This window comes from Sphingomonas nostoxanthinifaciens, assembly GCF_019930585.1.
GTDB lineage: Bacteria > Pseudomonadota > Alphaproteobacteria > Sphingomonadales > Sphingomonadaceae > Sphingomonas_I > Sphingomonas_I nostoxanthinifaciens.
Window position 1 is genome coordinate 4,171,432 of sequence record NZ_CP082839.1, and the last position, 23,627, is coordinate 4,195,058.

Below are 23,627 nucleotides of genomic sequence, written 5' to 3' on the forward strand. Positions count from 1 at the left end.
ACCATGACCATCTTCTCCAGCGACATCGACGCCGTCGACACGATCATCCTGCCGCCGGTGCGCGATCTCGGCGACGGCTTCCAGGTGCGCCGCGCGCTTCCCTCCGCGCATCGCCGCATGGTCGGGCCGTTCATCTTCTTCGATCAGATGGGCCCGGCGGCCTTCCACGCCGGCAACGGGCTCGACGTGCGGCCGCACCCGCATATCGGGCTGGCGACCGTCACCTATCTGCTCGACGGCGAAATCCTGCACCGCGACAGCGTCGGCTCGGTCCAGGCGATCCGGCCGGGCGAGGTCAACTGGATGACGGCGGGCGCGGGCATCGTCCATTCCGAGCGCACCGGGCCGGAGACGCGTGCCACCGGCGGCTCGCTCTACGGGTTGCAGGTGTGGGTCGCGCTGCCGACCGCACACGAGGAGACCGCTCCGGCCTTCGCGCATCATCGCGCCGACGCCATTCCGCAGACCGAGGCCGACGGCGTCGCGCTGACGGTGATCGCCGGCCGGCACGACGGGCTGGTTTCACCGGTCGCGACCTTCTCCGACATGGTCTATGCCGACGTGCGAATGGCGGCGCGCACGCGCTACCAACTGCGCGCCGAGCATGTCGAACGCGCCATCTATGTGGTCGAGGGCACCGTCGGCGTGATCGGCCAGACCGGCGCATTCACAACGGGCGAATTCGTGATCTTCAAGCCCGGCGCCGAGATCGTGCTGGAAAGCGATTCCGGCGCGCGGCTGATGCTGGTGGGGGGCGAGCCCTTCCCCGAAACGCGCCACATCTTCTGGAACTTCGTGTCGAGCCGCGCCGACCGGATCGAGCAGGCGAAGGAGGATTGGCGCGCCCGCCGCTTCGCCGCCGTGCCCGACGAGCGCGACTTCATCCCGCTGCCCGAGGCACCGCCGCCGGTGCGCTACCCGTGAGGCACCCCGCCCCCACCTTATAGGTCCGCGAATCCAGGCTCCGCCGCATCGGCGCGGCCGTGGGCCACCAATTGGTCGAGCAGCCACGACGCCGCCGGCCCCGGTGGTCGGTCACGCCGCCAGATGCCGGCAAAGCCGTACATGCCGCCGGTACCTTCGGGCATCACCAGCCGGCGGAGCGTGCCCGCGACCAGATCGGGCTCGACCAGCGGCAGCGGCATGTTGCCCCAGCCGATCCCCTCGCGCAGCAATGCATGCTTGGCGCCGAGATCGGCGAGCCGCCACGTGCGCGGGCTCATCACCGCGAAATCGCGCCCCTCGGTCAGCGGCGAACGATCGGACAGCACCAGTTGCACGCAATCGCGCGCGGCGCCGGGTGGGATCGGATCGAACCGCGCCAGCGGATGATCGGGCGCCGCCACCGGCACCATCGCCACGCGCCCCGCCGCGACCGAATCGAGCCCTTCGATCCCCGCCGCCAGCGGCCCCGACAGCCCGATCACCGCGCGCCCGTCCAGCACCAAAGCCGCGACCGCGCCGAGCGCCTCGACGTGCAGCCGCAGCGTGACGGTGGGATAATGTTCGGCGAAGGCGCGCAACACGAGCCCGAGCCGCCGCGTCGGTAGCATGACGTCGACCGCGAGGTTCACCTCGGCCTCCAGCCCGTCGAGCAGCCCCTTCACCTTCGCGCGTAGCCCGTCGAGCCCGCCGGCGACCGCACGCGCCTCGGCCAGCACGGCGCGCCCCGCCTCGGTCAGTACCGGCTTGCGCGTCCCTTCGCGCGCGAACAGCAGAACGCCGAGCTGCGCCTCCAGATTGGCGATGCCGTAGCTGATGACCGAGACGGCACGGTTGAGCCGCCGCCCGGCCCCCGCGAAACTCCCCGAATCGACCACCGCCAGGAAGATGCGGAGCTGATCGAAGGTCGGCGTGCCGGGCTGTGCCATTCAACTTTCTCGAACGTTTCGGCCGAGTTTATCCCGCTGCCGGGATATGTCGAGCCACCCTATCTGGGTGCGGTTCGCGCAGGCCCTTCACACCGCCCGCGCCCGGGAGACGACCCATGATCGACCTTCGGCCCTTCAACACGCTCGGTGGCGAGAACCATGGCTGGCTCGATGCCAAGCATCATTTCTCGTTCGCCAATTATTATGATCCGGCACGGACGAGCTGGGGCAATCTGCGCGTCTGGAACGACGACACGATCGCGCCCAACACCGGCTTCCCGCCGCACCCACACCGCGACATGGAGATCATCACCTACGTCCGCGAAGGCGCGATCACGCACCAGGACAATCTGGGCAACAAAGGCCGCACCGAGGCGGGCGACGTGCAGGTGATGAGCGCCGGCACCGGCATCGCGCATTCCGAATATAACCGCGAGGACGTGACCACGCAGATCTTCCAGATCTGGATCCTGCCCACGCGCACCGGTGAGAAGCCGAGCTGGGGCGCACGCCCGTTCCCGAAGGGCGAGCGGTCGGGCCAGTTCGTGGTGCTCGCATCGGGCCTCGCCAACGATAACGACGCCCTGCCGATCCGCACCGACGCGCGCGTCGTCGGCGCGACGCTGAAGGCCGGCGAGACCGCCGACTATCCGCTCGGCAAGGATCGCCGCGGCTATCTCGTCCCCGCCACCGGCGCGGTCGAGATCGACGGCACCCGCGTCAACGCGCGCGATGGTGCGGCGATCAGCGACGTCGAGGTGCTGCGCGTCACCGCGATCGAGGATAGCGAGATCGTGCTGGTCGACGCCGCCTGATCCCTGTCCCCGACGGGGCCGCGCAGTTCTCCCCTGCTGCGCGGCCCCGCTTGCTTCACGGGGTCGGCGCCACCGCGTCGAGGATGGTGAGCCGCCCGCGCCGTCCGTCGTCGCCGACACTCGACCAGGTGACGAGGATCGTCGTGCCCGGTACCAGCAACGGTTTGAGCGCGGCGTAGAAGGCGCGCGGCAGGCGCAGCCGGTTGAGCGTCGCCTCGTCGAGCGGACGGCCGGCATCCTCGTCATGGCCGGGCAGCCCGACATAGACCCAGCGCGCCGCGCCGTTGGGCTGCTTGGTCAACGTGATGACGTGCGAGCCGGTGTCGGTATCGTCCACCTGCGCCGCGCTGCGCCCGATCTCGATGCCGTTGCGCAGCACGACGACGCGCTGGTCGCTCTTCGACACGATGATGGTAAGCGGGCCCGTCGGCGCGCGCGCGGGCGTCCAGGCATAGTCGCCGCTGCCGAGCAGCACCGGCATCGCCGGCTGGCCCTTGGCGTCGATCGGCAGCAGCAGGCTGTTATCGCTGGTGCGGACGTGATTGACTGCGTCGCCCGCGATCACCACCGTCGCGCCGAGCCCGGTGATCGCGAACAATTCCTTCGAGAAGCCATAGGGCAGATGCACGCAGCCGTGGCTTTCGGGGTAACCGGGCAGGCCGCCGGCATGCAGCGCCACCCCGTCCCACGTCAGCCGCTGCTGAAACAGCATCGGGGCATTGTGGTAGACGTTGGAATGGTGGTTCGCGTCCTTCTGCAGGATCGTGAATACGCCGGTCGGCGTCGCATAGCCATCGCGCCCCGACGACACGGTCGACACGCCGATGCGCACGCCGTTGCGATAGACCGTCGCGATCTGCCGCGAGAGATCGACATAGACCATGATCGGCCCCGCCGGCGCGATGCTCGCCGCCCACACCCACTGGCCGGGCTTGAGCGTGTCCGCGACGCGCGCCAGCTCGGGCGGCGAGCTGGCGGTCGCGCCCTGCCCCCATGCCGGCGCGGCCGAAGCCGCCAATGCGCTGCCGACGAGCAGCAGCGCCATTCCCCTTGCACCATTCCCCCGAATCATGCCCTGAGCCTAATCGAGATCAAGGCCGCTCGCCAGTCGGCGGCGGCATCCGTCATCAGTTCGTAACGCTGCCGGGCCATCGGCGGCCGATCTAGCGCAAGGGAATGCGAATGATCCGTTTGGTCCTATCGGCAGCGGCGGCGCTCGCCGCGACTTCGGCACCGGCCGCACCGCCAGCGCCGAAGCTGGTCGTGGCGATCGCGGTCGATCAATTCTCGAACGAGCTCTACCAGCGCTATCGTCCGACCTTTACCGGCGGGCTCAAGCGGCTGAGCGACGGAATCGTCTTCACCGGTTATCAGAGCCACGCCGCGACCGAGACCTGCCCCGGCCATTCGACCATCCTCACCGGCCGCCACCCGGCGGGCACCGGCATCGTCGCCAACACCTGGTTCGACGCCAAAACCGGCTCCAGCATCTATTGCGTGTCGGTGCGCGGCACCGCCGATGCCAGCGCACGCGGGCCGCAGAATTTACGCGTCCCCACTTATGGCGACTGGCTGAAGGGCGCGCAGCCCGGCGCGCGCGTCTTCTCGGTCTCGGGCAAGGATCGCGCCGCGATCATGCTCGGCGGCCATAAGGCCGATGGCGTCTATTGGTGGAACGACGGCGCCGGCTTCGGCAGCTCGTCTTATGCCGGGCCTTCGACGCCGGCCGTGCTCGCGCCGGCGCAGGCGTTCGACAAGGCGCTGTTCGCACGCTGGAAGGCGAGCCCGCCCGAATTGTGGCCGGCGCCGTCGGCGACCTGCGCCGCGCTCGCGAAGCCGCACATGTTCGGCAAGCTCGCGCTGTCGGGCAATGTGCCGCCCGACATGGCGAAGGAAGTCGAGAGCGGTGACTTCATGGCGCGCACCGACTTCCAGGATTTCCTGCACGCGACCCCGCTCTACGACGCGCTGACGCTGCAGTTCGCGGACGACATCCTCGATCGCGAGCATCTCGGCCACGGCCCGGCGACCGATCTGCTCGCGGTCAGCCTGTCGGCGACCGATTATGTCGGCCACCGCTACGGCAATGGCGGCGCCGAGATGTGCGTGCAGATGGCCGCGCTCGATCGCGCGCTCGGCGCCTTCTTCCAGAAGCTCGACGGGCTCGGCGTGCCCTATGTCGTGGTGCTGACCGCCGATCATGGCAGCACCGACGCCGCCGAGCGCGAGGCCGAGACCGGCGTCGCGGCCAAGCGGCTCGATTCGGGCGCCTTCGTCGGCGCGCTCAACAAGGCGGTCGAAGCGCAACTCGGCCTCGCCTTCGAGCCGATCGTCGGCGACGACCCGCAGCAGCTGTCGATCAACGTCGGGCCCGACGACGCCCTGCGCGCCAAGGTGCGCGATGCCGCGATCGCGTGGCTCAAGACCCGGCCCGAGGTGAAGCAGGTCTACACCGCCGACCAGATCGCCGCCGCCGCACCGCCGCCGGGCAAACCGGTCGACCAGCTGTCGGTCGCCGAGCGCTTCAACGAATCCTACGATCCGGAGCGCAGCGGCGACATCCAGGTCGAATATGCCGAGCGCACGACCTTCGGCATGCCGCGCGGCCCGGGCGACACCGTCGCCGGCCATGGCAGCCCGTGGGACCATGATCGTCGCGTGCCAATCCTGTTCTGGTGGCAGGGTGCGCCGTCGGAGCAGCCCGCAGCACCCGCCGAAACGGTCGACATCGCCCCGACGCTCGCCGCGATCACCCACGTGCCGACCACCCAGGTCGACGGCAAGTGCCTGACCGTGGTGGCGGGGACGTGCGGATAATCGTCCGGACCATCCATTTTAAACCGATCTCGTCATCCCAGCGAAGGCTGGGATCTCGTGAGGCGGACTGCATGCTCCTCCTCGAGAGACCCCAGCTTTCGCTAGGGTGACGACCAGTTCGCCCGGGTGACGGCCAGTAAGTGGCGGCGGGAAGAGGCTCAGCCCTTCGCCAGCCGCCGCTCGATCGTCGTCCACAGCCCGGTGATCGCCTTCGTGACCGGCGCATTGCGCGCATAGACGCCGACCGGCGCGTGGCGCTCGGCCATCTGCTCGACGACGCTCGCCATCGGGATCGCCGGCTGGTCGGGCGCGGCTGCCAAAGCGGCGCGGTGCGCGAGGCGGCGGCGGTCGACGAGGTTGAACACCGACAGCACCGGTGGCGCGCTCTTGCCGCGCTGGTCGAGATGCTGGCGCAGTTCTTCAGCCGCGCGCGTCGACAGCGCGGACGGGATCAGCGGCACCAGGATCAGCGTCGCGCCGCGGATCACCTGTTCGGCAGTGACGCCCAGCCCCGGAGGGCAATCGATCACGATGCGATCGTAGGTTTGCGCCAGCGTCTCGCCGATCTTGCGCAGGCGCTTGTTGGCGCCGATGTCGCTGAAAAGCAGGTCGAGCGTGCGCAGCGAGGCATCGGCCGGCAGCAGATCGAGATTGGCGATGCCGGTCGGCACGATCACCTTTTCGGGCGCCACATCGCGCTCGATGACCGCGCGGGCTTCGTCGCGGGCCTTGCGATCGGGCGCCAGGATGAAGCTCGCCGCGCCCTGCGCATCCAGATCCCACAGCAATGTCTTGCGGCTGGAAAGCGTCGCCGCCGCCCAGGCGAGATTGACCGACAGGCTGGTCTTACCGACCCCGCCCTTCGAACTGTAGACCGCCAAAGTCGCCATTCATGCTCCCGTCACGCCTTTTGCAGGCCCGGCCGGCCCGCTTCGACCGTATAGCGTATCAGATCGGAAACCGACGTGTCTTCCCGCGTCGCATCGGCGAGGCCACGGAAGGCGACATCGGCACGGCCGTGCGTCAGGTCGACGCGGCCATAGCCGTGCACCTCGTTCTCGGCGAAGGCGATGTCGCTCGCCTTCGCCTCCTGCTTGAGCGCGGTATCGTGGAACAGCGAGGTGATCGAGCCGCCGACCAGTTCGGTGCCGATCGGCGGCGCATCGCGGTGCGCGGGATCGCGGATGTCGGCGGCGGCGAAGGCGTGGATGTCGCCGCCCAGCGCGAGCGGGTTGGGCGTCTTCGCCTCGACCCAGCGGCGGAAGATGCGGTCGCGTGCCGCCGGATAGCCCGACCATGTGTCGGTCGAGACCGTGCTCGGCCCCCGATCGGCATGCGTGGGATCGACGCGATGCAGCGTCGTCATCAGCGTCTGCTGCGACAGCAGATTCCACTGCGCGCGGGTGCGGCCGAGCGCGGCATCGAGCCAGCGTTCCTGCGTCGCCCCCAGCATCGTGCGATATTGGGTAAGGTCGGCGCAATCCTGCACCAGCACCTCATACTGGACGTGCCGCGCGAGCAGCTCGGGCGGCTGGCACGCGCGCGGCCCGCGAAATTGCCGATCGTCGAGGATCTGGAACTGCGCGAGGCCGCCCCAGTCGATCGTGCGGTAGAGCAGGGCCGCCGGCCCATTCGGGCGCGCGCTCGCGCGCAGTGGCTGATGCTCCCAATAGACCTGATAGGCCGCCGCGCGGCGGCGCAGGAACGCGACCGGATCGCTGTTCTTCTCGTCGAGCGTGTCCTGATAATCGTTGGCCACCTCGTGATCGTCCCACGTCAGCAGCCATGGCGCGGCGTGGTGCGCGGCCTGCAGCAGCGGATCGAGCTTGTAGGTGGCGTAGCGCGCGCGATAGCCGGCGACGTCGAACGGCTCGGGCGTCGGGTGCGGGCGCAGCGACTTGGGCTCGGGCCCGTTCTCGTAGATATAGTCGCCCAGAAACAGGACCAGATCGGGATCCTCGGCGACGACATGCCGCCACGCGGCATAATGGCCGACCTCGTATTTCTGGCAGGATCCGAAGCACAGGCGCAGCCGATCGACCGCGGCGCCCGCTGCCGGCGCGGTGCGCGTGCGGCCGACCGGGCTCGCCACGCCATCGGCGATGAAGCGATACCAGTAGACACGGGCCGGGCGCAGCCCGCGCGGCTCGACATGCACCGAATGGCCCCACGCCGGATCGGCGGTCGCCTCGCCCGCGCGCACGACCCGCGCGAAATGCTCGTCCTCGGCCACTTCCCAGCGCACGCGCACGGGGCGCGGCGGCATCCCGCCATCGCCCGCGAGCGGCTCGGGGGCGAGCCGCGTCCACAGCACCATGCCGTCGGGCGCGGGGTCGCCCGAGGCGACGCCGAGCGTGAAGGGGTTGGCCGAAGGCGCCGCGCCGAGGCCGAACGTCAGCAGCGCCGGCGCGGCCAGCCCACCGACGAGCATGGCGCGGCGATCGATCATCACCGGACCGCCGGAATGCGGCTCTCGACCAACGAGGCGCCGTCGCGCTCGATCGACCAGAGCAGGCGGTGGCCGCTGGGATCCCAGTCGATGGCCTGACCGCCGGTCGGCATCGGGATGGTCGCGACATGCTCGAGGATGCCGCCACCGGCGGGCACGCGCATCACGTAGAGTTCGGGGCGGTCGTGGCCGCTCACGTAGAGCAGGCCGTCGGCGCCCCAGCTTCCCCCCGACGCGCTGCGCGGCGTCATGCGCTCCAGCACGCTGGCGGGAAAGCGCCATTGCGCCTGTGCATGCCACTCGCGATCGTAGCGGACCAAAGTGGTGAAGCTGTGATCGCGCCCCGGCGTCCCGCCGTGGCCGTCATAATTGGCGAAGCAGGCGTACCAGCCCCCATCGCGTCGCATCGCCCATGTGAGCGAGCCGTCGCCCGACGCCAGTTCCTGCGTGCCGAGATGGCGCAGGCTTCTGGCATCGAAGCGCTCGATCCGGCTCGCCATCGGCACGTCAGGGTAATTGGACGCCGCACAGACCAGCGCGGCGCCGTCGACCACGCAGCTATTCATATGCGGGAAGCGGGCGGCGTCGCCCTCCCATCGTGCGACGGTCTTGCCGCTGGCGATCTCGATCCGCGCCAGTACGTGATTGCCGACGGCGTAGACAAAGCGCCCGTCGCTCGCGACGCCCTGATTGGCATCGGGCGCGGCGATCCGTCGCACTTCGGTTGCGGGCGCCAGCATCGCGGCGGCGGTGAGCAAAGCGAGGGCAAGCATGATGCCGCGCTATTATGCCTCCATGACAGTTGCGCGACGCCGCATCGCGACGGCTACACGCCCGCGCGCTTGAACGACCATGGAATGGCAAGGCCCGCGATGGGCACCTCGCCCGAAACGACCAGCGCCTTGGCCGGACGGGGGCGCCCCACCGCATCGACCCACAGGCTGTCCTCCAGCGCGAGCGTGCCGGCGCGGGTGCGGAACTGCCAGGGTGGCCCATCCGCCGGGCGCAACAGCGCGCCCTGCCCATCGGCGGTCAGCACCGTTTCGATATCGGGGAAGAGGTGGAAGCGCAGCGCGAACGGCGTCGCATTGCCCGGCCGTCGCCGGCCGACCGCGACGACCCGATCCTCGCCCTCCAGCGCGCGACCATCGGCGGCGAGCAGCAGCCGGCGGCGATGCTGGAAGCCGAGACGCTTGGCATAGCCGTCATGCGCCACCTCGATCCGCGCGCCCGCCTCGGTCTCGCTCCGCGCCAGCTCCACCGCCGTGACGCCCTTGCCCATCGCGCCATCCGGATGGAGGGCGGTGGAGTTGAGGTCCGACAGCGTCAATGTCGAGTGCGCGGCGGTGGTGCGCAGCGCCTGAGCCAACTCTCGCGGCAACGCCGGGCCGGCACCGCAATTGACCACCAGCCGCTGATCGCCGTCCGACAGCTCGAACGCCAGCGTCGAGGCGCCGCCGCCCTGTGCCAGCGCCGCGACCGGCGGTGGGGCCGCATCCATCACCAGCCGGGCATTGCCGCACACCAGCCGCTGGAAGCCCCAGTCGCGCGTGTCGTCGCGCGACACCGCGCGGGCGCCGCTCGCCGCCAATGTCGCCGCGATCCGAGCCGGCGAGGCCGGGCCGCCACCGTTCCAGCTCGACAGCGCGCCGTCGCCCAGCGTGACGCTCATCAACGCCGGCACGGCCTGCTGGATCGCGCGCGATATCGCGCCTGCCGGCGGCCGCGCGCGCACCTCGTAGACGCAGCGCAACTGCACCAGCAGCTCGACCAGGCCGAGCTGGTCGACCGGCACGCGCGAGATGAGGCCGCCATCCTCGTGCATCGCAAGGCCGAGCGCGCGGGCGAGCCCCGCTTCGCCATGCGCGGTGCGCAGGTCGCCCCCGGGGATCAGCAATCCCGCCGCGACCGTGCCCGCCCACGCGGCGACGCGCGGAAGCCCCTGCGTGGCGCCGTCGGCGGTGCGATCGAGATGGCGGGCGCCCCGCGCCATCGCGTTCAGCACCTCCTTGCGATAGTCCGCGTCGCGGCTGCCGAGGATGTAGGGCGCATAGGCCGCCCAGAAGAGGATACGCCGCCCCCACAGATCGGGCCGCCACGCCGGCATCGTCACGGTGCGCGCATGCGCAGTGAGCCAGCCCTGCATCAGCGCCTCGGCGATCGGCGCGCCCTGCCGCCGGTCGGCGACCGCGGCGAGATCACGCAACCACGCGAAGCTCTGGAAATAATCGGCGAAGGCGGGGGAGAAACCGCCCCGGTCGAGCGCGTCGAACGACACGCTCTCGCCCGCGAACAGCAACCGCCGGTCGAGCAAAGCGCGGCCGGCGCGCGGCGAGCCGGGAATCGGATCGGCCGGTACGTCGAGCAATTGCAGCGGATAGCGCCCGCGCAACCGCAGGCGGTGGATCGGCGTGCGCCACGACAGCCGGTTGAGCGCGTGGCTCAGCCGCTCCGCCAGCGACGAGCCCCGCGTCTGTCCATATGCGCGCGGCCCCTCGCCGGAGGGATCGGGCATCAGCCGACCCCGCGCAGCGCGGCGATGTTGGCGGCGTAGCAAGCGGGGCCGCCCTTGAATGTGGCGGTGCCGGCGACGAGCGCGTCGGCGCCGGCAGCGATGGCGCGCGGCGCGGTCTCGGTATCGATCCCGCCGTCCACCTCAAGGTCGATCGCGCGGCCGGTCGCGTCGATCATGCGGCGGATCGCCTCGATCTTGCGCAGCTGGCTGTCGATGAAATGCTGGCCGCCAAACCCCGGATTGACGCTCATCACCAGCACCAGATCGACCAGGTCGAGCAAATAATCGAGCGTCTTGGCCGGCGTGCCGGGGTTGAGCACCACGCCCGCGCGCTTGCCGAGCGACTTGATGTGCTGAAGCGAGCGGTGGATGTGCGGCCCTGCCTCGGGATGGACCGTCAGCGTGTCGGCGCCGGCCTCCGCAAAGGCGTCGAGATAGGCGTCGATCGGCGAGATCATCAGGTGGACGTCGAGCAGCTTGGTGGTGTGCGGCCGGATCGCCTTCACCACCGCCGGCCCCAGCGTGATGTTGGGTACGTAATGGCCATCCATCACGTCGACATGGATCCAGTCGGCGCCCGCGGCATCGACCGCGCGCACCTCCTCGCCCAGCTTGGCGAAGTCGGCGGACAGGATCGATGCGGCGATGCGAACGGGGTGGACCATGTCGCTCTCTAGCCCAAGCGTTTCCGGCGCGGCAACGCCCGCGTGGCGCTCAGTCGGCGCGACGGAAGCGCGCGACGAAGAAGCCGTCGGCGCCGCCTTCGGCCGCCAGCGTGCCCGGCAGCACGCGCACCCGCCCCTCCGCATCGGGCGCGAAGCCGGCCGGCAGCTCGTCATCGCGAACTGGGTCCGGCACGAAGCCGCGGTGGCTGGCGGCGAAGCCCTGCGCCACCGCCTCGCCTTCCTCCGGCTCCAGCGAGCAGACGGCATAGACCAGCGTGCCGCCCGGCTTCACCCAGCTGGCGGCGCGGGCGAGCATCGCCGCCTGCCGCTCGGCCATGCCGGCGATCGCTCGCGGGCGGGCGCGATGCAGCACGTCGGGATGGCGGCGGAAGATGCCGGTGGCTGAGCAGGGCGCGTCGAGCAGCACCGCATCGGCCGGCGTGCTCGCGCTGAAGGTGAGCGCGTCGCCCACGACTAGTTTTGCTTCGAGGCCGGTGCGCGCGAGATTCTCGCTGAGCCGTGCCAGCCGCGCTTCGGACAGGTCGACCGCGGTCGCCTGCCAGCCGGCAGCCGCGAGCTGCATCGTCTTGCCGCCGGGCGCGGCGCACAGATCGAGCACCGTCCGCCCCTCGCCAGCACCGATCAGCCGCGCCGGCAGCGAGGCGGAGAGATCCTGCACCCACCACGCGCCCTCGTCATAGCCCGGAAGCGCGGGCACGCGCCCGCCGGCGGGGAGGCGGACATGGCCGGGCGCGAGGCTGACGCCGCCCAATTGCTCTGCCCAGCTTTGTGTTTCCGCAGGATTCTTGAGCGACACATCGAGCGGCGGCTGCACCGCGCTCGCCTCGGCCGCCGCCGCGACCATTGCCGGCCCCCATGCCGCATCCCATCGTTCGGCGACGGCAGGCAGCAGCTGCGGCGGCACGGGCAGATGCACCCCGCGCCGCATCAGCGCGCCGAACACGCCGTGGACCAGCCGGCGCGGACCGCCATCGACGAGCGGCAGCGCGGTCGCGATCGCGGCGTGCGGCGGCGTATTGAGCGCCAGCGCCTGCGCGAGCGCGATCCGCAGCACCATCCGCGCCTTGGCGTCGTGCGCCAGCGGCTTGGCGGTGGCGGAATCGATCAACGCGTCGAGATCGGGCAGGCGCCGCAGCACCTCAGCGGCGATGGCGTGCGCGTGGGCGCGATCGTCGGCCCGCTCCAGCCCACGCGCAGCGGCGTCGAGCGCGCTCTCCAGCGGCAGGCCGCGCCGCAGCACCGCCTCGAGCAGGCGCAAGGCGGCGGCGCGCGTGGGCACGCCGGGGGGCGTGGCCGCTGTCATCTTGCGTGTCCCATGATGGCGGCCCATGTGGACGCGAAAGCGCAAGGCCGCAACCGATGACCAACGACCCTTCCCGCCGTCCGTCCCACCTGACGCCGCCGGCGCATCTCTCGCCGAACCCGCCGGTGCCCGCGCCGGCCGAGCCGCAGCCGACCGCCGATCCCGACGGTCCGCTCTCGCCCGTCCGCTATGGCGACTGGGAGCGGAAGGGGATCGCGGTCGACTTCTAGGCGACCCCGAGCCACGGCTGCATCAGAGCCGTTCGCTCCGGATCGGGCGCGACAAGAGCGCGTCGACCACATCGCGTATCCCTGCCGTGCCCGCGAGCAGGGTCGCCACCGCCTCGGCGATCGGCATCTCGACGCCCGCTGCCTGCGCCGCCGCGACGAGCACCGGCGCGGTCGAGGCGCCCTCCGCCACGGTGCGGCGACCCGTCAGCAGGCTCGTCGCACTCGCGCCGCGCCCGAGACCGAGCCCCAGCGAATAATTGCGCGACTGCTCCGACGAGCAGGTGAGGACGAGGTCGCCGAGCCCCGACAGGCCCGCCAACGTCTCCGCCTGCGCGCCGCGCGCAAGGCCGAAGCGCGTCATCTCCGCAAAGCCGCGCGCGATCAGCGCCGCGCGCGCATTGCGCCCCAGCCCGGCGCCGTCGACCACGCCGCAGGCGATGGCAAGCACGTTCTTGACCGCGCCGCCAATCTCCGCGCCGATCACGTCGGTCGAATGGTAGGGGCGGAAGGCAGGGAGCGCGAGCCGCGCCGCCAGCGCCTTCCCCAGCGCAGGATCGGCGACGGCGAGCGTCACGGCGGTCGGCAGCCCGGCCGCGACCTCGCCCGCGAAGGTCGGGCCCGACAGCACCGCGATCGGGGCGACGGGGCATTCCTCGGCCGCCATTTCGGACATCAAAGCCATCGTGCCCGCCTCGACGCCCTTGGCGCACAGCAGCAGCGGCCGCGCGCCGACCGGGGTCCGCCGCAGGATGCCGCGCAGATGCTGCGCCGGCGCGACCGCCAGCAAAGCGTCGGCGCTGGCCAGATCGGCCAGATCGGCGCTCGTCTCCATGCGCGGCGACAGCGCGATGCCGGGCAGATAGGGCGCATTCTCGCGGTCGCGCACGATCGCCGCCGCCAGCGCGGGATCGCGCGCCCACAGCAGCACCTCGCCATTCTGCGCGGCCACCTGCGCGAGCGCGGTGCCCCACGCTCCCGCACCGATCACCCCGATCCTCATGCCTTCACCCCCGCCCCGCGCGCCGCTTCGGCATCGGCATCCAGCGGCCAGCGCGCGCGCGCCGCGACATCGAGCGGATCGGTCAGCCCGGCGGCGAAGCGCTCCGCCCCGGCCCACGCGATCATCGCCGCATTGTCGGTGCACAGCCACAGCGGTGGCGCGACGAACGGCAGCCCATGCTCCGCCGCCAGCGCCTGCAAAGCGGCGCGCACGCCATTGTTCGCCGCCACCCCGCCCGCCACGACGAGCGCGGTCGGGCGTTGCGCCTTGCGCAGCGCGATCCGGGTCCGGTCGAGCAGGCAGTCGATCACCGCCTGCTGGAACGACGCCGCGATATCCTCGACCGACCAGCGCCCCGATTCGTGCGCGCGCAGCACCGCGCTCTTGAGGCCCGCGAACGAGAAATGCGGCTCGCCCGATCCGACCAGCGGGCGCGGCAGCGGCACGCGATGCGGATCGCCCGCCGCCGCCGCGCGCTCCACCGCCGGGCCGCCGGGAAAGCCGAGGCCCAGCACCTTCGCGCTCTTGTCGAACGCCTCGCCGGCCGCATCGTCGATCGTCGTCGCCAGCCGGCGATAGTCGCCCGGCCCGCGCACTTCGAGCAATTGGCAATGGCCGCCCGAGACCAAGAGCAGCAGATAGGGGAAAGCGAGATCGGGCGCGGCGAGGCGCGGCGACAAGGCATGCCCCTCCAGATGGTTGACCGCCACCAGCGGCTTGGCGGCGGCGAGAGCCAGCGCCTTGCCGGTGACGAGACCGACCATCACGCCGCCGATCAGCCCCGGCCCCGCCGTCGCCGCGATCGCATCGACGTCGCCGAGCGTGACCCCCGCCTCGTCGAGCGCGCGCGCGATCAGCGGCGTCAGCACCTCGACATGCGCGCGCGCCGCAATCTCCGGCACCACCCCGCCGAACGGCCGGTGCGCGGCTTCCTGCCCGGCGAGCGCGTGCGCCAGGATCTGCCGGTCGCTGGTCACCAGCGCCGCCGCGGTTTCGTCGCACGAGGATTCGAGGCCGAGGATCAGCGCCATCGCGCCGCCTGTAGTCGGTCAGCGCATCGGATTCCAATGCCGCCTGATTTCGACTCCGCCGCGGCGATGCGCGCGACTATGATGCGCGTTCGTCCACGAACGACGATTCATGCCCGGAAGGAGGGCGCGACGATGCTCAGGATGGCGATGATGGCGGGGCTGGCGGTCTTGTTCGGCACTGCGGCTGCGGCCGCGCGGCCCGAGCCGCCGAACCCCGCAGGGGAAAAGGCGCTCGCCAAGCTCGTCGGCGACAGGGTCGCCGGGGCACCTGTCGACTGCATTTCGACCATCAGCGCCTCGACGATGCGCGTGATCGAGGGCACGGCGATCACCTATCAGGATGGCCGCACGATCTACGTCAATCGGCCGCAGGGCGGCGCATCGCGGCTGGACGACGACGACATCCTCGTCACCGAGGAATGGGGCGCCCAGCTCTGCAGCATCGATTCGGTACGGCTGGTCGATCGCTACACCCGCGGGCTGCGCGGCTTCGTCGTGCTCGGGCCGTTCGTGCCCTACACCAAGGCCGCGGCGCGCTGACGGCGGGTCAGGCGACGGCAACCCGCTGGCGATAGGCCAGCGCTTCGGCGACATGCACACGGCCGACCGTCTCGGCGCCCGCCAGATCGGCGACAGTGCGTGCGACGCGCAGCACGCGGGTATAGCCGCGTGCCGACAGCCGCATCTGCGTCGCCGCTTGCGCGAGCAGCGCCGCGCCCGCCTGATCGGGGGTCGCCACCGCGTCGAGCATCGCGCCATCGGCCTCGGCATTGGTGCGCAGCCCCGCCTCGGCATAGCGCGCGGTCTGGATATCGCGTGCGGCGGCGACGCGGGCGCGCACCGCCACCGACCCCTCGGCGGGCGGGGGCAATACGAGATCGGCCGCGCTCACCGCCGCCACCTCGACATGCAGGTCGATGCGGTCGAGCAGCGGGCCCGAAACGCGTGCCTGATAATCGAGCGCACAGCGCGGCGCGCGGCTGCATGCGCGCGCGGCATCGCCGAGATGGCCGCAGCGGCACGGATTCATCGCCGCGACGAGCTGGACGCGCGCCGGGAACGTGACGTGGGCATTGGCCCGCGCTACCGACACCCGTCCGGTTTCGAGCGGCTGCCGCAGCGAATCGAGGACGGGACGCTGAAATTCGGGCAGTTCGTCGAGGAACAGCACGCCGAGATGGGCGAGGCTGACCTCGCCGGGCTTCACCTTGAGCCCGCCCCCGGTCAGCGCCGCCATCGAAGCCGAATGATGCGGCGCGCGGAACGGGCGGGTGCGCGCGAGCCGGCCATTGGCGAGCATCCCGCCGACGCTCGCCACCATCGAGACCTCGAGTGCCTCGGCGGGGGCGAGATCGGGCAGGATGCCGGGCAGGCATGCCGCCATCAGCGATTTGCCCGAGCCCGGCGGCCCGATCATCAGCAGATTGTGGCCGCCGGCGGCGGCGATCTCCAGCGCGCGCTTGGCGGTCTCCTGACCTTTTACCTGCGCCAGATCGGGGCCGACGGTGGCGGCCTCCGCCTCACCCGGCAGCGGCGCGGGCAGTGCGCGGGCGCCGCGGAAATGGTCGAGCAACGCCATCAGATCGGGCGCTGCGACCAGCTCGATCGACCCCGCCCACGCCGCCTCCGCCCCCTGCGCCGCCGGGCAGACGAGCCCGAGATCGTGCGCGGCGGCATGGATCGCGGCGAGCAGCACGCCGGGCACGGGCGCGATCCGCGCATCGAGGCCAAGCTCGCCCACTACAAGGTATGACGCCAGCGTCTCGGCATCGATCACGCCCATCGCCCCGAGCAGACCGAGCGCGATCGGCAGATCATAATGCGATCCTTCCTTCGGCAGATCGGCGGGCGAGAGGTTGACCGTGATGCGCTTGGGCGGCAGCGCGAGGCCGATCGCGGCGAGCGCCCCGCGTACTCGCTCGCGGCTTTCCGCCACCGCCTTGTCGGCAAGGCCGACGACGGCGAAGGCGGGCAGGCCCGGCGTCATCTGGACCTGCACCTCGACGCTGCGCGCCTCCAGCCCCAGAAACGCCACCGTCGATACCAGCGCGACCATTCCGTCCCCTGCTCGATCCACCCGGATGCCGTCGGAAATGCACCGACGTCCGCACCCGAGTTTCGGGCCGCCGGCGTAACGATTGCCCTGCGATGGCGGCAGGGACAAGTCGGCAGGCCATCGCCGGTTGCGGTTGGCGACGTCCGCCTACATGTTGAGCGCATGGATAGCCCGTGGCGATGGTGCTGGCTTACGCTCGGATGGGTGCTGATCGTGCTCGCGCCGGTGGTCGGCGTGCTGCCGGGGCCGGGCGGCATCTTCGTGTTCGTCGGCGGGGTGGCGTTGCTGCTGCGCAATTCGCAATGGGCGAAGCGGCATTATGTGCGGCTGAAGCGGCGCTGGCCCAAGCTGGGCCATGTCAGTGATCGCATCATGCGCCGGCCGAGCCATCGCCGCCGGCTGGAGCGCGCCGCAGCCACCCGCGATTGACTCATGCTGGCGTTTTGCCTATCGGGCGCGGCTTGATCGGCCGTCGTGAGACGGACGGCCCTTTGCATTGGGATATAGACGATGAAGCGGACCTTTCAGCCGAGCCGGCTCGTGCGCAAGCGGCGCCACGGCTTCCGGTCGCGTAGCGCGACCCCGGGCGGCCGCAAGGTGCTTGCTGCCCGCCGCGCGCGCGGCCGCTCCAAGCTGTCTGCCTGAGCGACCCGACGCCAACGCCGCGGCAGCTCGTCCGCCGCGCCGAGTTTCTCGCGGCCAATAGCGGCCGGCGCGTGCCCATGCCCGGCTTCGTCCTGCTCGTGCGTCCGCGCGGGGATGGCGATGCCGCGATCGGCATCGGCTTCACCGTCACCAAGAAGATCGGCGGCGCGGTGGTGCGCAATCGCATGAAGCGCCGCTTTCGCGCGCTCGCCCGCGAGATCCTGCCGCATGCAGGCGTGCCCGGCGCGGACCATGTACTGATCGGCCGCAACACCGGCGTCGAGCGCGATTATGCGCTGCTCGCGACCGAGTTGCGCAAGGCCTTGGCCAAGGCGGCGCGATGATCGCGCGGCCGTTGATCTGGGTCGCGCGCGCATGGCAGGTCGGCCCATCGCGGCTCCTGCCGCCAACCTGTCGCTATTCACCGTCATGCTCGGCCTATGCGATCGAGGCATGGTCGCGCTATGGGGCGCTCGCCGGCTCGTGGCTGGCGCTCAAGCGGATCCTGCGCTGTCATCCCTGGGGGGGATGCGGCTGGGATCCGGTCCCCTGATTCGATAAGGCTCCGTCACACGTGCAACACCAGCGCAACCTGATCCTGGCGATCGCGCTTTCGCTCGCCGTCTTCGTCGGCTGGACGCTCGTGGCGAACCGCTACTTCCCGCAGACAACCAAGGTCGTCGACGGCAAGCAGGTGGCGCTGCCCACGCCCGCTTCGACGCGCAACGCGCCGGCGATGATCCGCGACCGCACGATGGTGCTGCGCGAATCGCCGCGCGTGGCGATCGCGACTCCGGCGCTGGCCGGCTCGATCAACCTCAAGGGCGCGCGCATCGACGATCTGGTGCTGCTGCGGCATCGCGAGACGATCGCGAAGGACTCGCCGCCGGTGCGGCTGCTCTCGCCGGGCGGTGCGCCCGACGCCTATTTCGCGCAGTTCGGCTGGGGCGGCGACAATGTCGTGCTGCCCGGGCCGGATACGGTGTGGACCGCTGACGCGGCCACGCTCACGCCCAACCGCCCGGTCACGCTGAGCTGGGACAATGGCAAGGGCCAGCGTTTCCAGATCATGGTCGCGGTCGATGCGTCCTACATGTTCACGATCCGCCAGACGGTCGCCAATGCCGGTCCCGGCGCGGTGGCGGTGAAGTCCTACGGCCTCGTCAGCCGCGTCGGCGTGTCGAAGGATCCGTCGAGCTGGACGATGCACACCGGCCCGATCGGCACGTTCGGCGGCTCGACCGATTATTCGGTCAGCTTCAAGGATCTCGACAAGGCCGGCGATGCCGGCAAGCGCTTCGCCACCACCGGCGGCTGGCTCGGCTTCGGCGACAAATATTGGCAGACGGCACTGGTGCCCGACCAGAATGTCGCGGTCGATGCCGGCTTCCGCGCCGGTGACGGCGAGGTCTATCAGGCCGATGCCGCCGGCGCGGCGACGATGGTCCAGCCGGGCAAGGTCGCCGCGACCCAGCAGCGCTTCTTTGCGGGCGCCAAGGAAGTGTCCGTTCTCGACGCCTACGAGAAGGCCGGCATCACCCATTTCGATCGCGCGATCGACTGGGGCTGGTTCGTGTGGTTCGAGAAGCCGATCTTCTACCTGCTCGACTGGCTGTTCGTGCACATCGGCAATTTCGGCGTGGCGATCATCTGCCTGACGATCGTCGTGCGCGCCTTGCTGTTCCCCGTCGCGCAACGGCAATTTTCGTCGATGGCGTCGATGCGCCGCGTCCAGCCGAAGATGAAGGCGCTGCAGGAGCGGCACAAGAACGACAAGCCGACGCTGCAGCAGGAGATGATGAAGTTGTATCAGGCGGAGAAGGTCAATCCGCTCGCCGGCTGCCTGCCGATCTTCATCCAGATGCCGATCTTCATCGCGCTTTACAAGGTGCTCGCGCTGTCGATCGAGATGCGCCACCAGCCCTTCACCTTGTGGATCAAGGATCTGTCCGCGCCCGATCCGCTGACGCCGGTGAACCTGTTCGGCTATCTGCCCTTCACCCCGCCGCCGATGCTGCACCTGGGCGTGCTGGCGATCCTGCTCGGGCTGACGATGTGGGGCATGCAGAAGCTGAACCCCACGCAGATGGACCCGCAGCAGCAGCAGATCATGATGTTCATGCCGTGGATGATGATGCTGTTCTTCGCGCCGCTCGCGGCCGGGCTGCAGCTCTATTACGTCATGAACAACCTGCTCAGCCTGGCGCAGCAGCAATTCCTCTACGCGCGCACGCCGGGGCTGAAGGAAACAACGTGAGCGACGAAGCGCAGCCCGATCTCGTCGAATCGGCACGGAAGCTGTTCGCCGGGCCGATTTCTTTCCTGAAGTCGGCGCCGGGGCTGGAGTTTCTGCCGGCGGCGGACCTGCCTGAGGTGGCGTTCGCCGGCCGCTCGAATGTCGGCAAGTCGTCGCTGCTGAACGCGCTCGCCAATCGCAACGGGCTCGCGCGCACCTCGAACACGCCGGGACGGACGCAGGAGCTCAACTTCTTCGAGGTCGGCGCACCGCCGCTGCTGCGGCTGGTCGACATGCCCGGTTATGGCTTCGCCGAGGCGCCTAAGGATATCGTGCGCAAGTGGCGCTTCCTCGTGAACGATTTCCTGCGCGGGCGCGCCACGCTGAAGCGCGCGCTCGTGCTGATCGACAGCCGCCACGGCGTCAAGGATGTCGACCGCGAGGTGATGGAGATGCTCGACAAGGCGGCGGTCTCCTATCGCCTCGTCCTCACCAAGGCCGACAAGGTCAAGGCGAGCGCGCTGGAGACGGTCTGCGCGGAGGTCGTCGCCGAGGCGCGCAAGCATGCCGCCGCACATCCGGAAATCTTGAAGACGTCGAGCGAGAAGGGGATGGGCGTGCCCGAACTGCGTGCGGCGGTGCTGGAAGCGGTGCTCTGAAGATACGAGCGAAACGCTCGATCCGTCCGATCGCACGCGCGTCGATCTAGGGTCGGTTCGCCTCGAGGAACTGGCGGAAGCACCCCGTCTGCCCATAAGCCCCGACCGGCGAACAACTGCCGGGTCGCCCGTCGCGGCTCACATTCTCGAGCACGCGCGCGGTGCCCATCCACGATCCGTCGCGCGCGGCGTTATATTTGCGGCCGCGCAGCGCCTTTGGGATGCGGTAGCGCTCGCTTTCCGGCTGGCGTGCGCAGACGACGATCTCGTCGGCGGCACTGCGCGGGCACGCATCGTCGCCGAAGACAACCAAAGTCGAAACCTTGGCCGGCGGGTCTTCGGCCTGCACCGGCGCCGATGCGAAGGCGAGCCCGATCGCGAGGAGACCGAGCCGGATCACCGCGGGTTTTCGGACGTGACCTGCGATTCGGCGGTGTAATCGGGCGTGGACGAGGACTGCGCCGCCGCCTTGGCCGCGCGCTTCTCCGCCGCCCACTGGTTGTTGTACGATTTGCCGCAGCCGATCGAGCCGCCGCCACCAACGGCCGAACAGCTGCCGATGCCGCTCGCAGCGCCGGCATTCATCGTGCTGGCGGCACGGCCGCCCCACGTCTGCTGGCTCGGCGCAAGCGTGCCGTCGCGCAGGCCCGACGGGATACGATAACGTTCGCCCTCGCCGCGCCGCACGCAGATGGTGTTCGCAGGGCAGCGATCGGTTCCGTAGATGATCAGCGGGTTGGTCTGCGCCGCCGCCGGCATCGCCGGGAGAGCCGCACCGGCGATCACCACCGCCGCGATCGACAGAAACTTCATCATCGCCCTGATCCTCGCTTACCCGAACGCCCTTGGCGGCGACCGCCTGAACGGCGATCGAACCAATCCGATCCTAACCGGCCAACGCACGTCGCCATTATCATATCCGCTGCGACAGGCCGATCGCGATGCGACAGCCGAGCCGGATCGCCGTCGACAGCAACGGATAGGCCGGTGCGCGCTCGGCGCCTGCGGCGATTGCGGCCGCGCGATGCTCGACCTCCTCGGCCTGAAACTCCTCGATCGCGTCGCCGAGCGGAGGATCGCTGTCGCCGAGCGCCGTCCGTTGATCCTCGTAATGGCGATCGATTTCGGTCTCGACCGCGGCGGTGCACGCCATCGCCGCCTCCGGGCCGATCAATGCGGTCGCCGCGCCCAGCGCGAACCCCGCGACCCGCCACATCGGCGCGAGCAGGGTCGGGCGCACGCCGCGCGCCACCAGCATCGCGTCGAAATGCGCCTGGTGACGCTCCTCCTGCGCCGCCATGCGGGCAATCTCACGCGCGACCGGGTGGCGGCCGCCGAGCACCGCGAGCTGCCCGGCATAGATGCGCGTCGCGCCATATTCGCCGGCCTGATCGACGCGCACCATCGCGGCGCGGGCGCGGGCGTCGGGCCGGATCACCGCGACCGCGCCCCAGCGAGCGCCAGCACGGCAAGGCCGCCGGCGAGGCTGAACAAGGCGTTGAAGCCGGCGAGGCTCACGTGGAACAGCGTCCATTGCGGCACATCGCACTGAACGATCGGCGCCGACAGGATCGCGCGCATCAGATCCGCGCCATGGCCGGTCGCGATCCCGGTGCAGTGCGACGGACCCGCCCACCAGCGATATTCGACCCCGGCATGATAGACGCCGATCGCGCCGCTCGCGAGGATCAGCAGCCCGGCGAGGATCGTCAGCGGCCGGGTGAGCGCGGTGCGCGCGAGCAGGATCGCGAGCAAGGCCGCCACGATCGCCGCATAATGCGGCCAGCGCTGCCACATGCACAATTCGCACGGCACGAGGCCGCCTATATATTGCGATCCCAGCGCGCCGGCCATCAGCAACGCCGGCAGCGCGAGCGCGAGCGCGCGGGCAGGCGCCAGCATCAGGGCTGCTTCGCGGCCGGCTTGGCCGGCGGTGCGGGGGGCGTGGTCGCGGCGGTCTGCGCCGGCGCACCGCCCAGCCGGGTCAGCGTCTTGATCGCATAATCGAGCTGGAAGTCGGTCACGCCTGCCTTCTTCAGCGTATCGGGCGTGGCAGCGAAGCGCGGATCAGGCGTCACGTCACTTTCAAGCACGCTATTGTCGACCTTGGCCTGGTTGAGCAGGTGGCGACGCAGATCGGCCTCGCGCAGCCGCGGCCGCGCCTTGTAATCGGGATCGGTGAGCTGCGGCACGACGACATCGGGCTCGACGCCGCCCTCCTGCACCGAGCGGCCCGACGGCGTATAGTAACGCGCCGTGGTCAGGCGGAGCGCGGTGTCGTCGGTCAGCGGCAGCAAGGTCTGGACCGAGCCCTTGCCGAAGCTGCGCACGCCCATGACGATCGCGCGATGCTGATCCTGCAGCGCCGCGGCGACGATCTCCGACGCGGATGCCGAGCCGGCATCGACCAGCACCACCAGCGGCAGGCCGTGCGCGTCGTCGCCGGGCTTGGCATAATAACGCTCGATATCGGTCTTCTCGCGGCCGCGCTGCGAGACGATCTCGCCATGCGTCAGGAAGCTGTCGGCGACCTCGATCGCCTGATCGAGCAGCCCGCCCGGATCCTCGCGCAGATCGATGACATAGCCGAGCGGCTTGCCGCCGACCTGCTTGTCGATCCCGGCGATCGCTTCCTTGACCTCGGCGCCGGTGACCTTGCTGAAGCTGTTGATGTTGATGATGCCGACACGGTCCTTGACCTGCCACTTCACCGCCTTGAGCTGGATGATCTCGCGCGTCAGCGTCAGGTCGAACGGCTTGTCCCGCCCCGGCCGCACGATCGTGAGCCGGATCTTCGAGCCTGCCGGCCCGCGCATCTTGTCGACCGAATCGTCGAGGCTCTCGCCGTAGATCAGCTTGCCGTCGATATCGGTGATATAGTCGCCGGACTTGATGCCGGCGCGCGCCGCCGGGGTATCCTCGGTCGCCGCGACCACCTTCACCGCGCCCTCGTCCATCTGCACCGTCAGACCGAGGCCGCCATAATTGCCCTCGGTCGTCGTCTTCATGTTCTGGAAGTCGCGCGCGTCGAGATACGAGCTGTGCGGATCGAGGCTCGCCAGCATGCCGTCGATCGCGCCCTTGATCAGCGTCTTGTCATCGACCTTGTCGACGTAATCGGCCTTCACCCGCTCGAACACGGCCATGAACTGGTCGAGCTGCTTGTAGGTATCGGCATCGCTGGCGGCGATCCCAGCGGTGACGGCAGGCAGCAACGCCATCGCGGCAACCAGGCCCCCGGCCTGCAACAAGGTCTTACGCATCGGCGGCATCTTTCATCTTCGCACTTTCCCTAGCGGGATATGAACCGCTGT

27 protein-coding genes are annotated in these 23,627 nt (G+C 70.1%); 11 read left to right on the forward strand and 16 right to left on the reverse strand.

Annotated elements, in window-relative coordinates; translation table 11 throughout:
- Window positions 1-3 precede the first annotated feature (3 nt).
- Entirely contained in the window at window positions 4-924 is a 921-nt protein-coding gene (locus tag K8P63_RS19995) for a pirin family protein (protein ID WP_223797727.1), read from the forward strand.
- A 17-nt stretch (window positions 925-941) separates the two neighbouring features.
- Here the strand turns inward: K8P63_RS19995 and K8P63_RS20000 are convergent, their stop codons facing one another.
- Complete coding sequence (locus tag K8P63_RS20000) at window positions 942-1,871, reverse strand: LysR family transcriptional regulator (RefSeq protein WP_223797728.1); 930 nt, start codon at window positions 1,869-1,871, stop codon at window positions 942-944.
- Window positions 1,872-1,987: 116 nt separating this feature from the next.
- Between K8P63_RS20000 and K8P63_RS20005 the strand changes: the two genes are divergently transcribed.
- Window positions 1,988-2,686 (forward strand): pirin family protein, encoded by a 699-nt coding sequence (locus tag K8P63_RS20005; protein ID WP_223797729.1) that lies wholly within the window; start codon window positions 1,988-1,990, stop codon window positions 2,684-2,686.
- 55 nt (window positions 2,687-2,741) lie between these two features.
- Here K8P63_RS20005 and K8P63_RS20010 read toward each other — a convergent pair whose 3' ends face one another.
- Window positions 2,742-3,731 carry a L,D-transpeptidase gene (locus K8P63_RS20010; protein WP_223797730.1) on the reverse strand — a complete coding sequence of 330 codons (990 nt, stop codon included), beginning with the start codon at window positions 3,729-3,731 and terminating at the stop codon, window positions 2,742-2,744.
- Between the two features lie 137 nt (window positions 3,732-3,868).
- On the opposite strand from K8P63_RS20010, the gene K8P63_RS20015 reads away from it, so the two are divergent.
- Window positions 3,869-5,503: an alkaline phosphatase family protein gene (locus K8P63_RS20015; RefSeq protein WP_223797731.1), complete on the forward strand. Its 1,635-nt coding sequence runs from the start codon at window positions 3,869-3,871 to the stop codon at window positions 5,501-5,503.
- A gap of 158 nt (window positions 5,504-5,661) precedes the next feature.
- On the opposite strand, the gene K8P63_RS20020 is transcribed toward K8P63_RS20015, so the two are convergent.
- Genes K8P63_RS20020 through K8P63_RS20045 form a run of 6 tightly spaced genes read right to left on the reverse strand, consistent with a single transcriptional unit; the run spans window position 5,662 to window position 12,456 of the window.
- The gene (locus K8P63_RS20020) at window positions 5,662-6,393 is read right to left on the reverse strand and encodes a ParA family protein (RefSeq protein WP_223797732.1); all 732 of its coding nucleotides are present in this window, start codon (window positions 6,391-6,393) and stop codon (window positions 5,662-5,664) included.
- Between the two features lie 11 nt (window positions 6,394-6,404).
- Entirely contained in the window at window positions 6,405-7,952 is a 1,548-nt protein-coding gene (locus tag K8P63_RS20025; RefSeq protein ID WP_223797733.1) for an alkaline phosphatase D family protein, read from the reverse strand.
- On the reverse strand, window positions 7,952-8,725 hold the full coding sequence (locus tag K8P63_RS20030) for a hypothetical protein (RefSeq protein WP_223797734.1): 774 nt from the start codon (window positions 8,723-8,725) through the stop codon (window positions 7,952-7,954). The genes K8P63_RS20025 and K8P63_RS20030 overlap by 1 nt, the downstream gene beginning before the upstream one ends.
- Window positions 8,726-8,778: 53 nt before the next feature.
- Window positions 8,779-10,467 carry a heparinase II/III family protein gene (locus K8P63_RS20035; protein WP_223797735.1) on the reverse strand — a complete coding sequence of 563 codons (1,689 nt, stop codon included), beginning with the start codon at window positions 10,465-10,467 and terminating at the stop codon, window positions 8,779-8,781.
- Window positions 10,467-11,132, reverse strand: a complete 666-nt coding sequence (gene rpe / locus K8P63_RS20040; protein ID WP_223797736.1) for a ribulose-phosphate 3-epimerase — start codon at window positions 11,130-11,132, stop codon at window positions 10,467-10,469. Before rpe ends, K8P63_RS20035 begins: the two co-directional genes overlap by 1 nt.
- 49 nt (window positions 11,133-11,181) lie before the next feature.
- Window positions 11,182-12,456, reverse strand: coding sequence for an RsmB/NOP family class I SAM-dependent RNA methyltransferase (locus tag K8P63_RS20045; protein ID WP_223797737.1), 1,275 nt, complete (start codon window positions 12,454-12,456; stop codon window positions 11,182-11,184).
- 56 nt (window positions 12,457-12,512) lie between these two features.
- On the opposite strand from K8P63_RS20045, the gene K8P63_RS20050 reads away from it, so the two are divergent.
- A complete protein-coding gene (locus K8P63_RS20050; protein WP_223797738.1) occupies window positions 12,513-12,686 on the forward strand; it encodes a DUF1674 domain-containing protein in 174 nt (57 codons plus the stop codon).
- Window positions 12,687-12,708: 22 nt separating this feature from the next.
- Here K8P63_RS20050 and K8P63_RS20055 read toward each other — a convergent pair whose 3' ends face one another.
- Both K8P63_RS20055 and tsaD read right to left on the reverse strand, forming a co-directional pair.
- Window positions 12,709-13,686, reverse strand: coding sequence for an NAD(P)H-dependent glycerol-3-phosphate dehydrogenase (locus K8P63_RS20055; RefSeq protein ID WP_223797739.1), 978 nt, complete (start codon window positions 13,684-13,686; stop codon window positions 12,709-12,711).
- The gene (tsaD, locus tag K8P63_RS20060; RefSeq protein ID WP_223797740.1) at window positions 13,683-14,717 is read right to left on the reverse strand and encodes a tRNA (adenosine(37)-N6)-threonylcarbamoyltransferase complex transferase subunit TsaD; all 1,035 of its coding nucleotides are present in this window, start codon (window positions 14,715-14,717) and stop codon (window positions 13,683-13,685) included. Before tsaD ends, K8P63_RS20055 begins: the two co-directional genes overlap by 4 nt.
- A gap of 132 nt (window positions 14,718-14,849) precedes the next feature.
- On the opposite strand from tsaD, the gene K8P63_RS20065 reads away from it, so the two are divergent.
- Window positions 14,850-15,257, forward strand: coding sequence for a hypothetical protein (locus K8P63_RS20065; RefSeq protein ID WP_223797741.1), 408 nt, complete (start codon window positions 14,850-14,852; stop codon window positions 15,255-15,257).
- Window positions 15,258-15,264: 7 nt separating this feature from the next.
- Here K8P63_RS20065 and K8P63_RS20070 read toward each other — a convergent pair whose 3' ends face one another.
- Complete coding sequence (locus tag K8P63_RS20070) at window positions 15,265-16,773, reverse strand: YifB family Mg chelatase-like AAA ATPase (RefSeq protein WP_223797742.1); 1,509 nt, start codon at window positions 16,771-16,773, stop codon at window positions 15,265-15,267.
- A 204-nt stretch (window positions 16,774-16,977) separates the two neighbouring features.
- Between K8P63_RS20070 and K8P63_RS20075 the strand changes: the two genes are divergently transcribed.
- From K8P63_RS20075 to yihA, 6 genes are all read left to right on the forward strand, one after another.
- Window positions 16,978-17,202: a hypothetical protein gene (locus K8P63_RS20075; RefSeq protein WP_223797743.1), complete on the forward strand. Its 225-nt coding sequence runs from the start codon at window positions 16,978-16,980 to the stop codon at window positions 17,200-17,202.
- A gap of 81 nt (window positions 17,203-17,283) precedes the next feature.
- The gene (gene rpmH / locus K8P63_RS20080) at window positions 17,284-17,418 is read left to right on the forward strand and encodes a 50S ribosomal protein L34 (protein WP_223797744.1); all 135 of its coding nucleotides are present in this window, start codon (window positions 17,284-17,286) and stop codon (window positions 17,416-17,418) included.
- Window positions 17,419-17,495: 77 nt separating this feature from the next.
- Window positions 17,496-17,762 carry a ribonuclease P protein component gene (gene rnpA, locus K8P63_RS20085; protein WP_398288065.1) on the forward strand — a complete coding sequence of 89 codons (267 nt, stop codon included), beginning with the start codon at window positions 17,496-17,498 and terminating at the stop codon, window positions 17,760-17,762.
- The gene (yidD, locus tag K8P63_RS20090) at window positions 17,759-17,971 is read left to right on the forward strand and encodes a membrane protein insertion efficiency factor YidD (protein ID WP_223797745.1); all 213 of its coding nucleotides are present in this window, start codon (window positions 17,759-17,761) and stop codon (window positions 17,969-17,971) included. The genes rnpA and yidD overlap by 4 nt, the downstream gene beginning before the upstream one ends.
- 21 nt (window positions 17,972-17,992) lie before the next feature.
- Window positions 17,993-19,675: a membrane protein insertase YidC gene (yidC, locus tag K8P63_RS20095; protein WP_223797746.1), complete on the forward strand. Its 1,683-nt coding sequence runs from the start codon at window positions 17,993-17,995 to the stop codon at window positions 19,673-19,675.
- Window positions 19,672-20,313, forward strand: a complete 642-nt coding sequence (gene yihA, locus K8P63_RS20100; RefSeq protein WP_223797747.1) for a ribosome biogenesis GTP-binding protein YihA/YsxC — start codon at window positions 19,672-19,674, stop codon at window positions 20,311-20,313. The genes yidC and yihA overlap by 4 nt, the downstream gene beginning before the upstream one ends.
- A gap of 46 nt (window positions 20,314-20,359) precedes the next feature.
- On the opposite strand, the gene K8P63_RS20105 is transcribed toward yihA, so the two are convergent.
- The 5 genes from K8P63_RS20105 to K8P63_RS20125 form a co-directional block, all read right to left on the reverse strand.
- Window positions 20,360-20,713 carry a hypothetical protein gene (locus K8P63_RS20105; protein WP_223797748.1) on the reverse strand — a complete coding sequence of 118 codons (354 nt, stop codon included), beginning with the start codon at window positions 20,711-20,713 and terminating at the stop codon, window positions 20,360-20,362.
- Entirely contained in the window at window positions 20,710-21,129 is a 420-nt protein-coding gene (locus K8P63_RS20110; RefSeq protein WP_223797749.1) for a hypothetical protein, read from the reverse strand. Before K8P63_RS20110 ends, K8P63_RS20105 begins: the two co-directional genes overlap by 4 nt.
- Before the next feature lie 97 nt (window positions 21,130-21,226).
- Window positions 21,227-21,718, reverse strand: a complete 492-nt coding sequence (locus K8P63_RS20115) for a demethoxyubiquinone hydroxylase family protein (RefSeq protein ID WP_223799892.1) — start codon at window positions 21,716-21,718, stop codon at window positions 21,227-21,229.
- 29 nt (window positions 21,719-21,747) lie between these two features.
- A complete protein-coding gene (locus K8P63_RS20120) occupies window positions 21,748-22,215 on the reverse strand; it encodes a disulfide bond formation protein B (protein ID WP_223797750.1) in 468 nt (155 codons plus the stop codon).
- Entirely contained in the window at window positions 22,215-23,576 is a 1,362-nt protein-coding gene (locus K8P63_RS20125; protein ID WP_223797751.1) for a S41 family peptidase, read from the reverse strand. Before K8P63_RS20125 ends, K8P63_RS20120 begins: the two co-directional genes overlap by 1 nt.
- Window positions 23,577-23,627 lie beyond the last annotated feature (51 nt).

Coding starts and splice junctions, on each gene's coding strand:
- K8P63_RS20000 (WP_223797728.1), bottom strand. CDS start 1,871: ATGGCACAGCCCGGCACGCCGACCTTCGATCAGCTCCGCATCTTCCTG.
- K8P63_RS20015 (WP_223797731.1), top strand. CDS start 3,869: ATGATCCGTTTGGTCCTATCGGCAGCGGCGGCGCTCGCCGCGACTTCG.
- rpe (WP_223797736.1), bottom strand. CDS start 11,132: ATGGTCCACCCCGTTCGCATCGCCGCATCGATCCTGTCCGCCGACTTC.
- rpmH (WP_223797744.1), top strand. CDS start 17,284: ATGAAGCGGACCTTTCAGCCGAGCCGGCTCGTGCGCAAGCGGCGCCAC.
- K8P63_RS20035 (WP_223797735.1), bottom strand. CDS start 10,467: ATGCCCGATCCCTCCGGCGAGGGGCCGCGCGCATATGGACAGACGCGG.
- K8P63_RS20010 (WP_223797730.1), bottom strand. CDS start 3,731: ATGGCGCTGCTGCTCGTCGGCAGCGCATTGGCGGCTTCGGCCGCGCCG.
- yidD (WP_223797745.1), top strand. CDS start 17,759: ATGATCGCGCGGCCGTTGATCTGGGTCGCGCGCGCATGGCAGGTCGGC.
- K8P63_RS20020 (WP_223797732.1), bottom strand. CDS start 6,393: ATGGCGACTTTGGCGGTCTACAGTTCGAAGGGCGGGGTCGGTAAGACC.
- K8P63_RS19995 (WP_223797727.1), top strand. CDS start 4: ATGACCATCTTCTCCAGCGACATCGACGCCGTCGACACGATCATCCTG.
- tsaD (WP_223797740.1), bottom strand. CDS start 14,717: ATGGCGCTGATCCTCGGCCTCGAATCCTCGTGCGACGAAACCGCGGCG.
- K8P63_RS20045 (WP_223797737.1), bottom strand. CDS start 12,456: ATGACAGCGGCCACGCCCCCCGGCGTGCCCACGCGCGCCGCCGCCTTG.
- K8P63_RS20125 (WP_223797751.1), bottom strand. CDS start 23,576: ATGCGTAAGACCTTGTTGCAGGCCGGGGGCCTGGTTGCCGCGATGGCG.
- K8P63_RS20110 (WP_223797749.1), bottom strand. CDS start 21,129: ATGATGAAGTTTCTGTCGATCGCGGCGGTGGTGATCGCCGGTGCGGCT.
- K8P63_RS20070 (WP_223797742.1), bottom strand. CDS start 16,773: ATGGTCGCGCTGGTATCGACGGTGGCGTTTCTGGGGCTGGAGGCGCGC.
- K8P63_RS20050 (WP_223797738.1), top strand. CDS start 12,513: ATGACCAACGACCCTTCCCGCCGTCCGTCCCACCTGACGCCGCCGGCG.
- K8P63_RS20055 (WP_223797739.1), bottom strand. CDS start 13,686: ATGAGGATCGGGGTGATCGGTGCGGGAGCGTGGGGCACCGCGCTCGCG.
- rnpA (WP_398288065.1), top strand. CDS start 17,496: ATGCCCGGCTTCGTCCTGCTCGTGCGTCCGCGCGGGGATGGCGATGCC.
- K8P63_RS20065 (WP_223797741.1), top strand. CDS start 14,850: ATGCTCAGGATGGCGATGATGGCGGGGCTGGCGGTCTTGTTCGGCACT.
- K8P63_RS20115 (WP_223799892.1), bottom strand. CDS start 21,718: ATGGTGCGCGTCGATCAGGCCGGCGAATATGGCGCGACGCGCATCTAT.
- K8P63_RS20005 (WP_223797729.1), top strand. CDS start 1,988: ATGATCGACCTTCGGCCCTTCAACACGCTCGGTGGCGAGAACCATGGC.
- K8P63_RS20030 (WP_223797734.1), bottom strand. CDS start 8,725: ATGCTTGCCCTCGCTTTGCTCACCGCCGCCGCGATGCTGGCGCCCGCA.
- K8P63_RS20025 (WP_223797733.1), bottom strand. CDS start 7,952: ATGATCGATCGCCGCGCCATGCTCGTCGGTGGGCTGGCCGCGCCGGCG.
- K8P63_RS20120 (WP_223797750.1), bottom strand. CDS start 22,215: ATGCTGGCGCCTGCCCGCGCGCTCGCGCTCGCGCTGCCGGCGTTGCTG.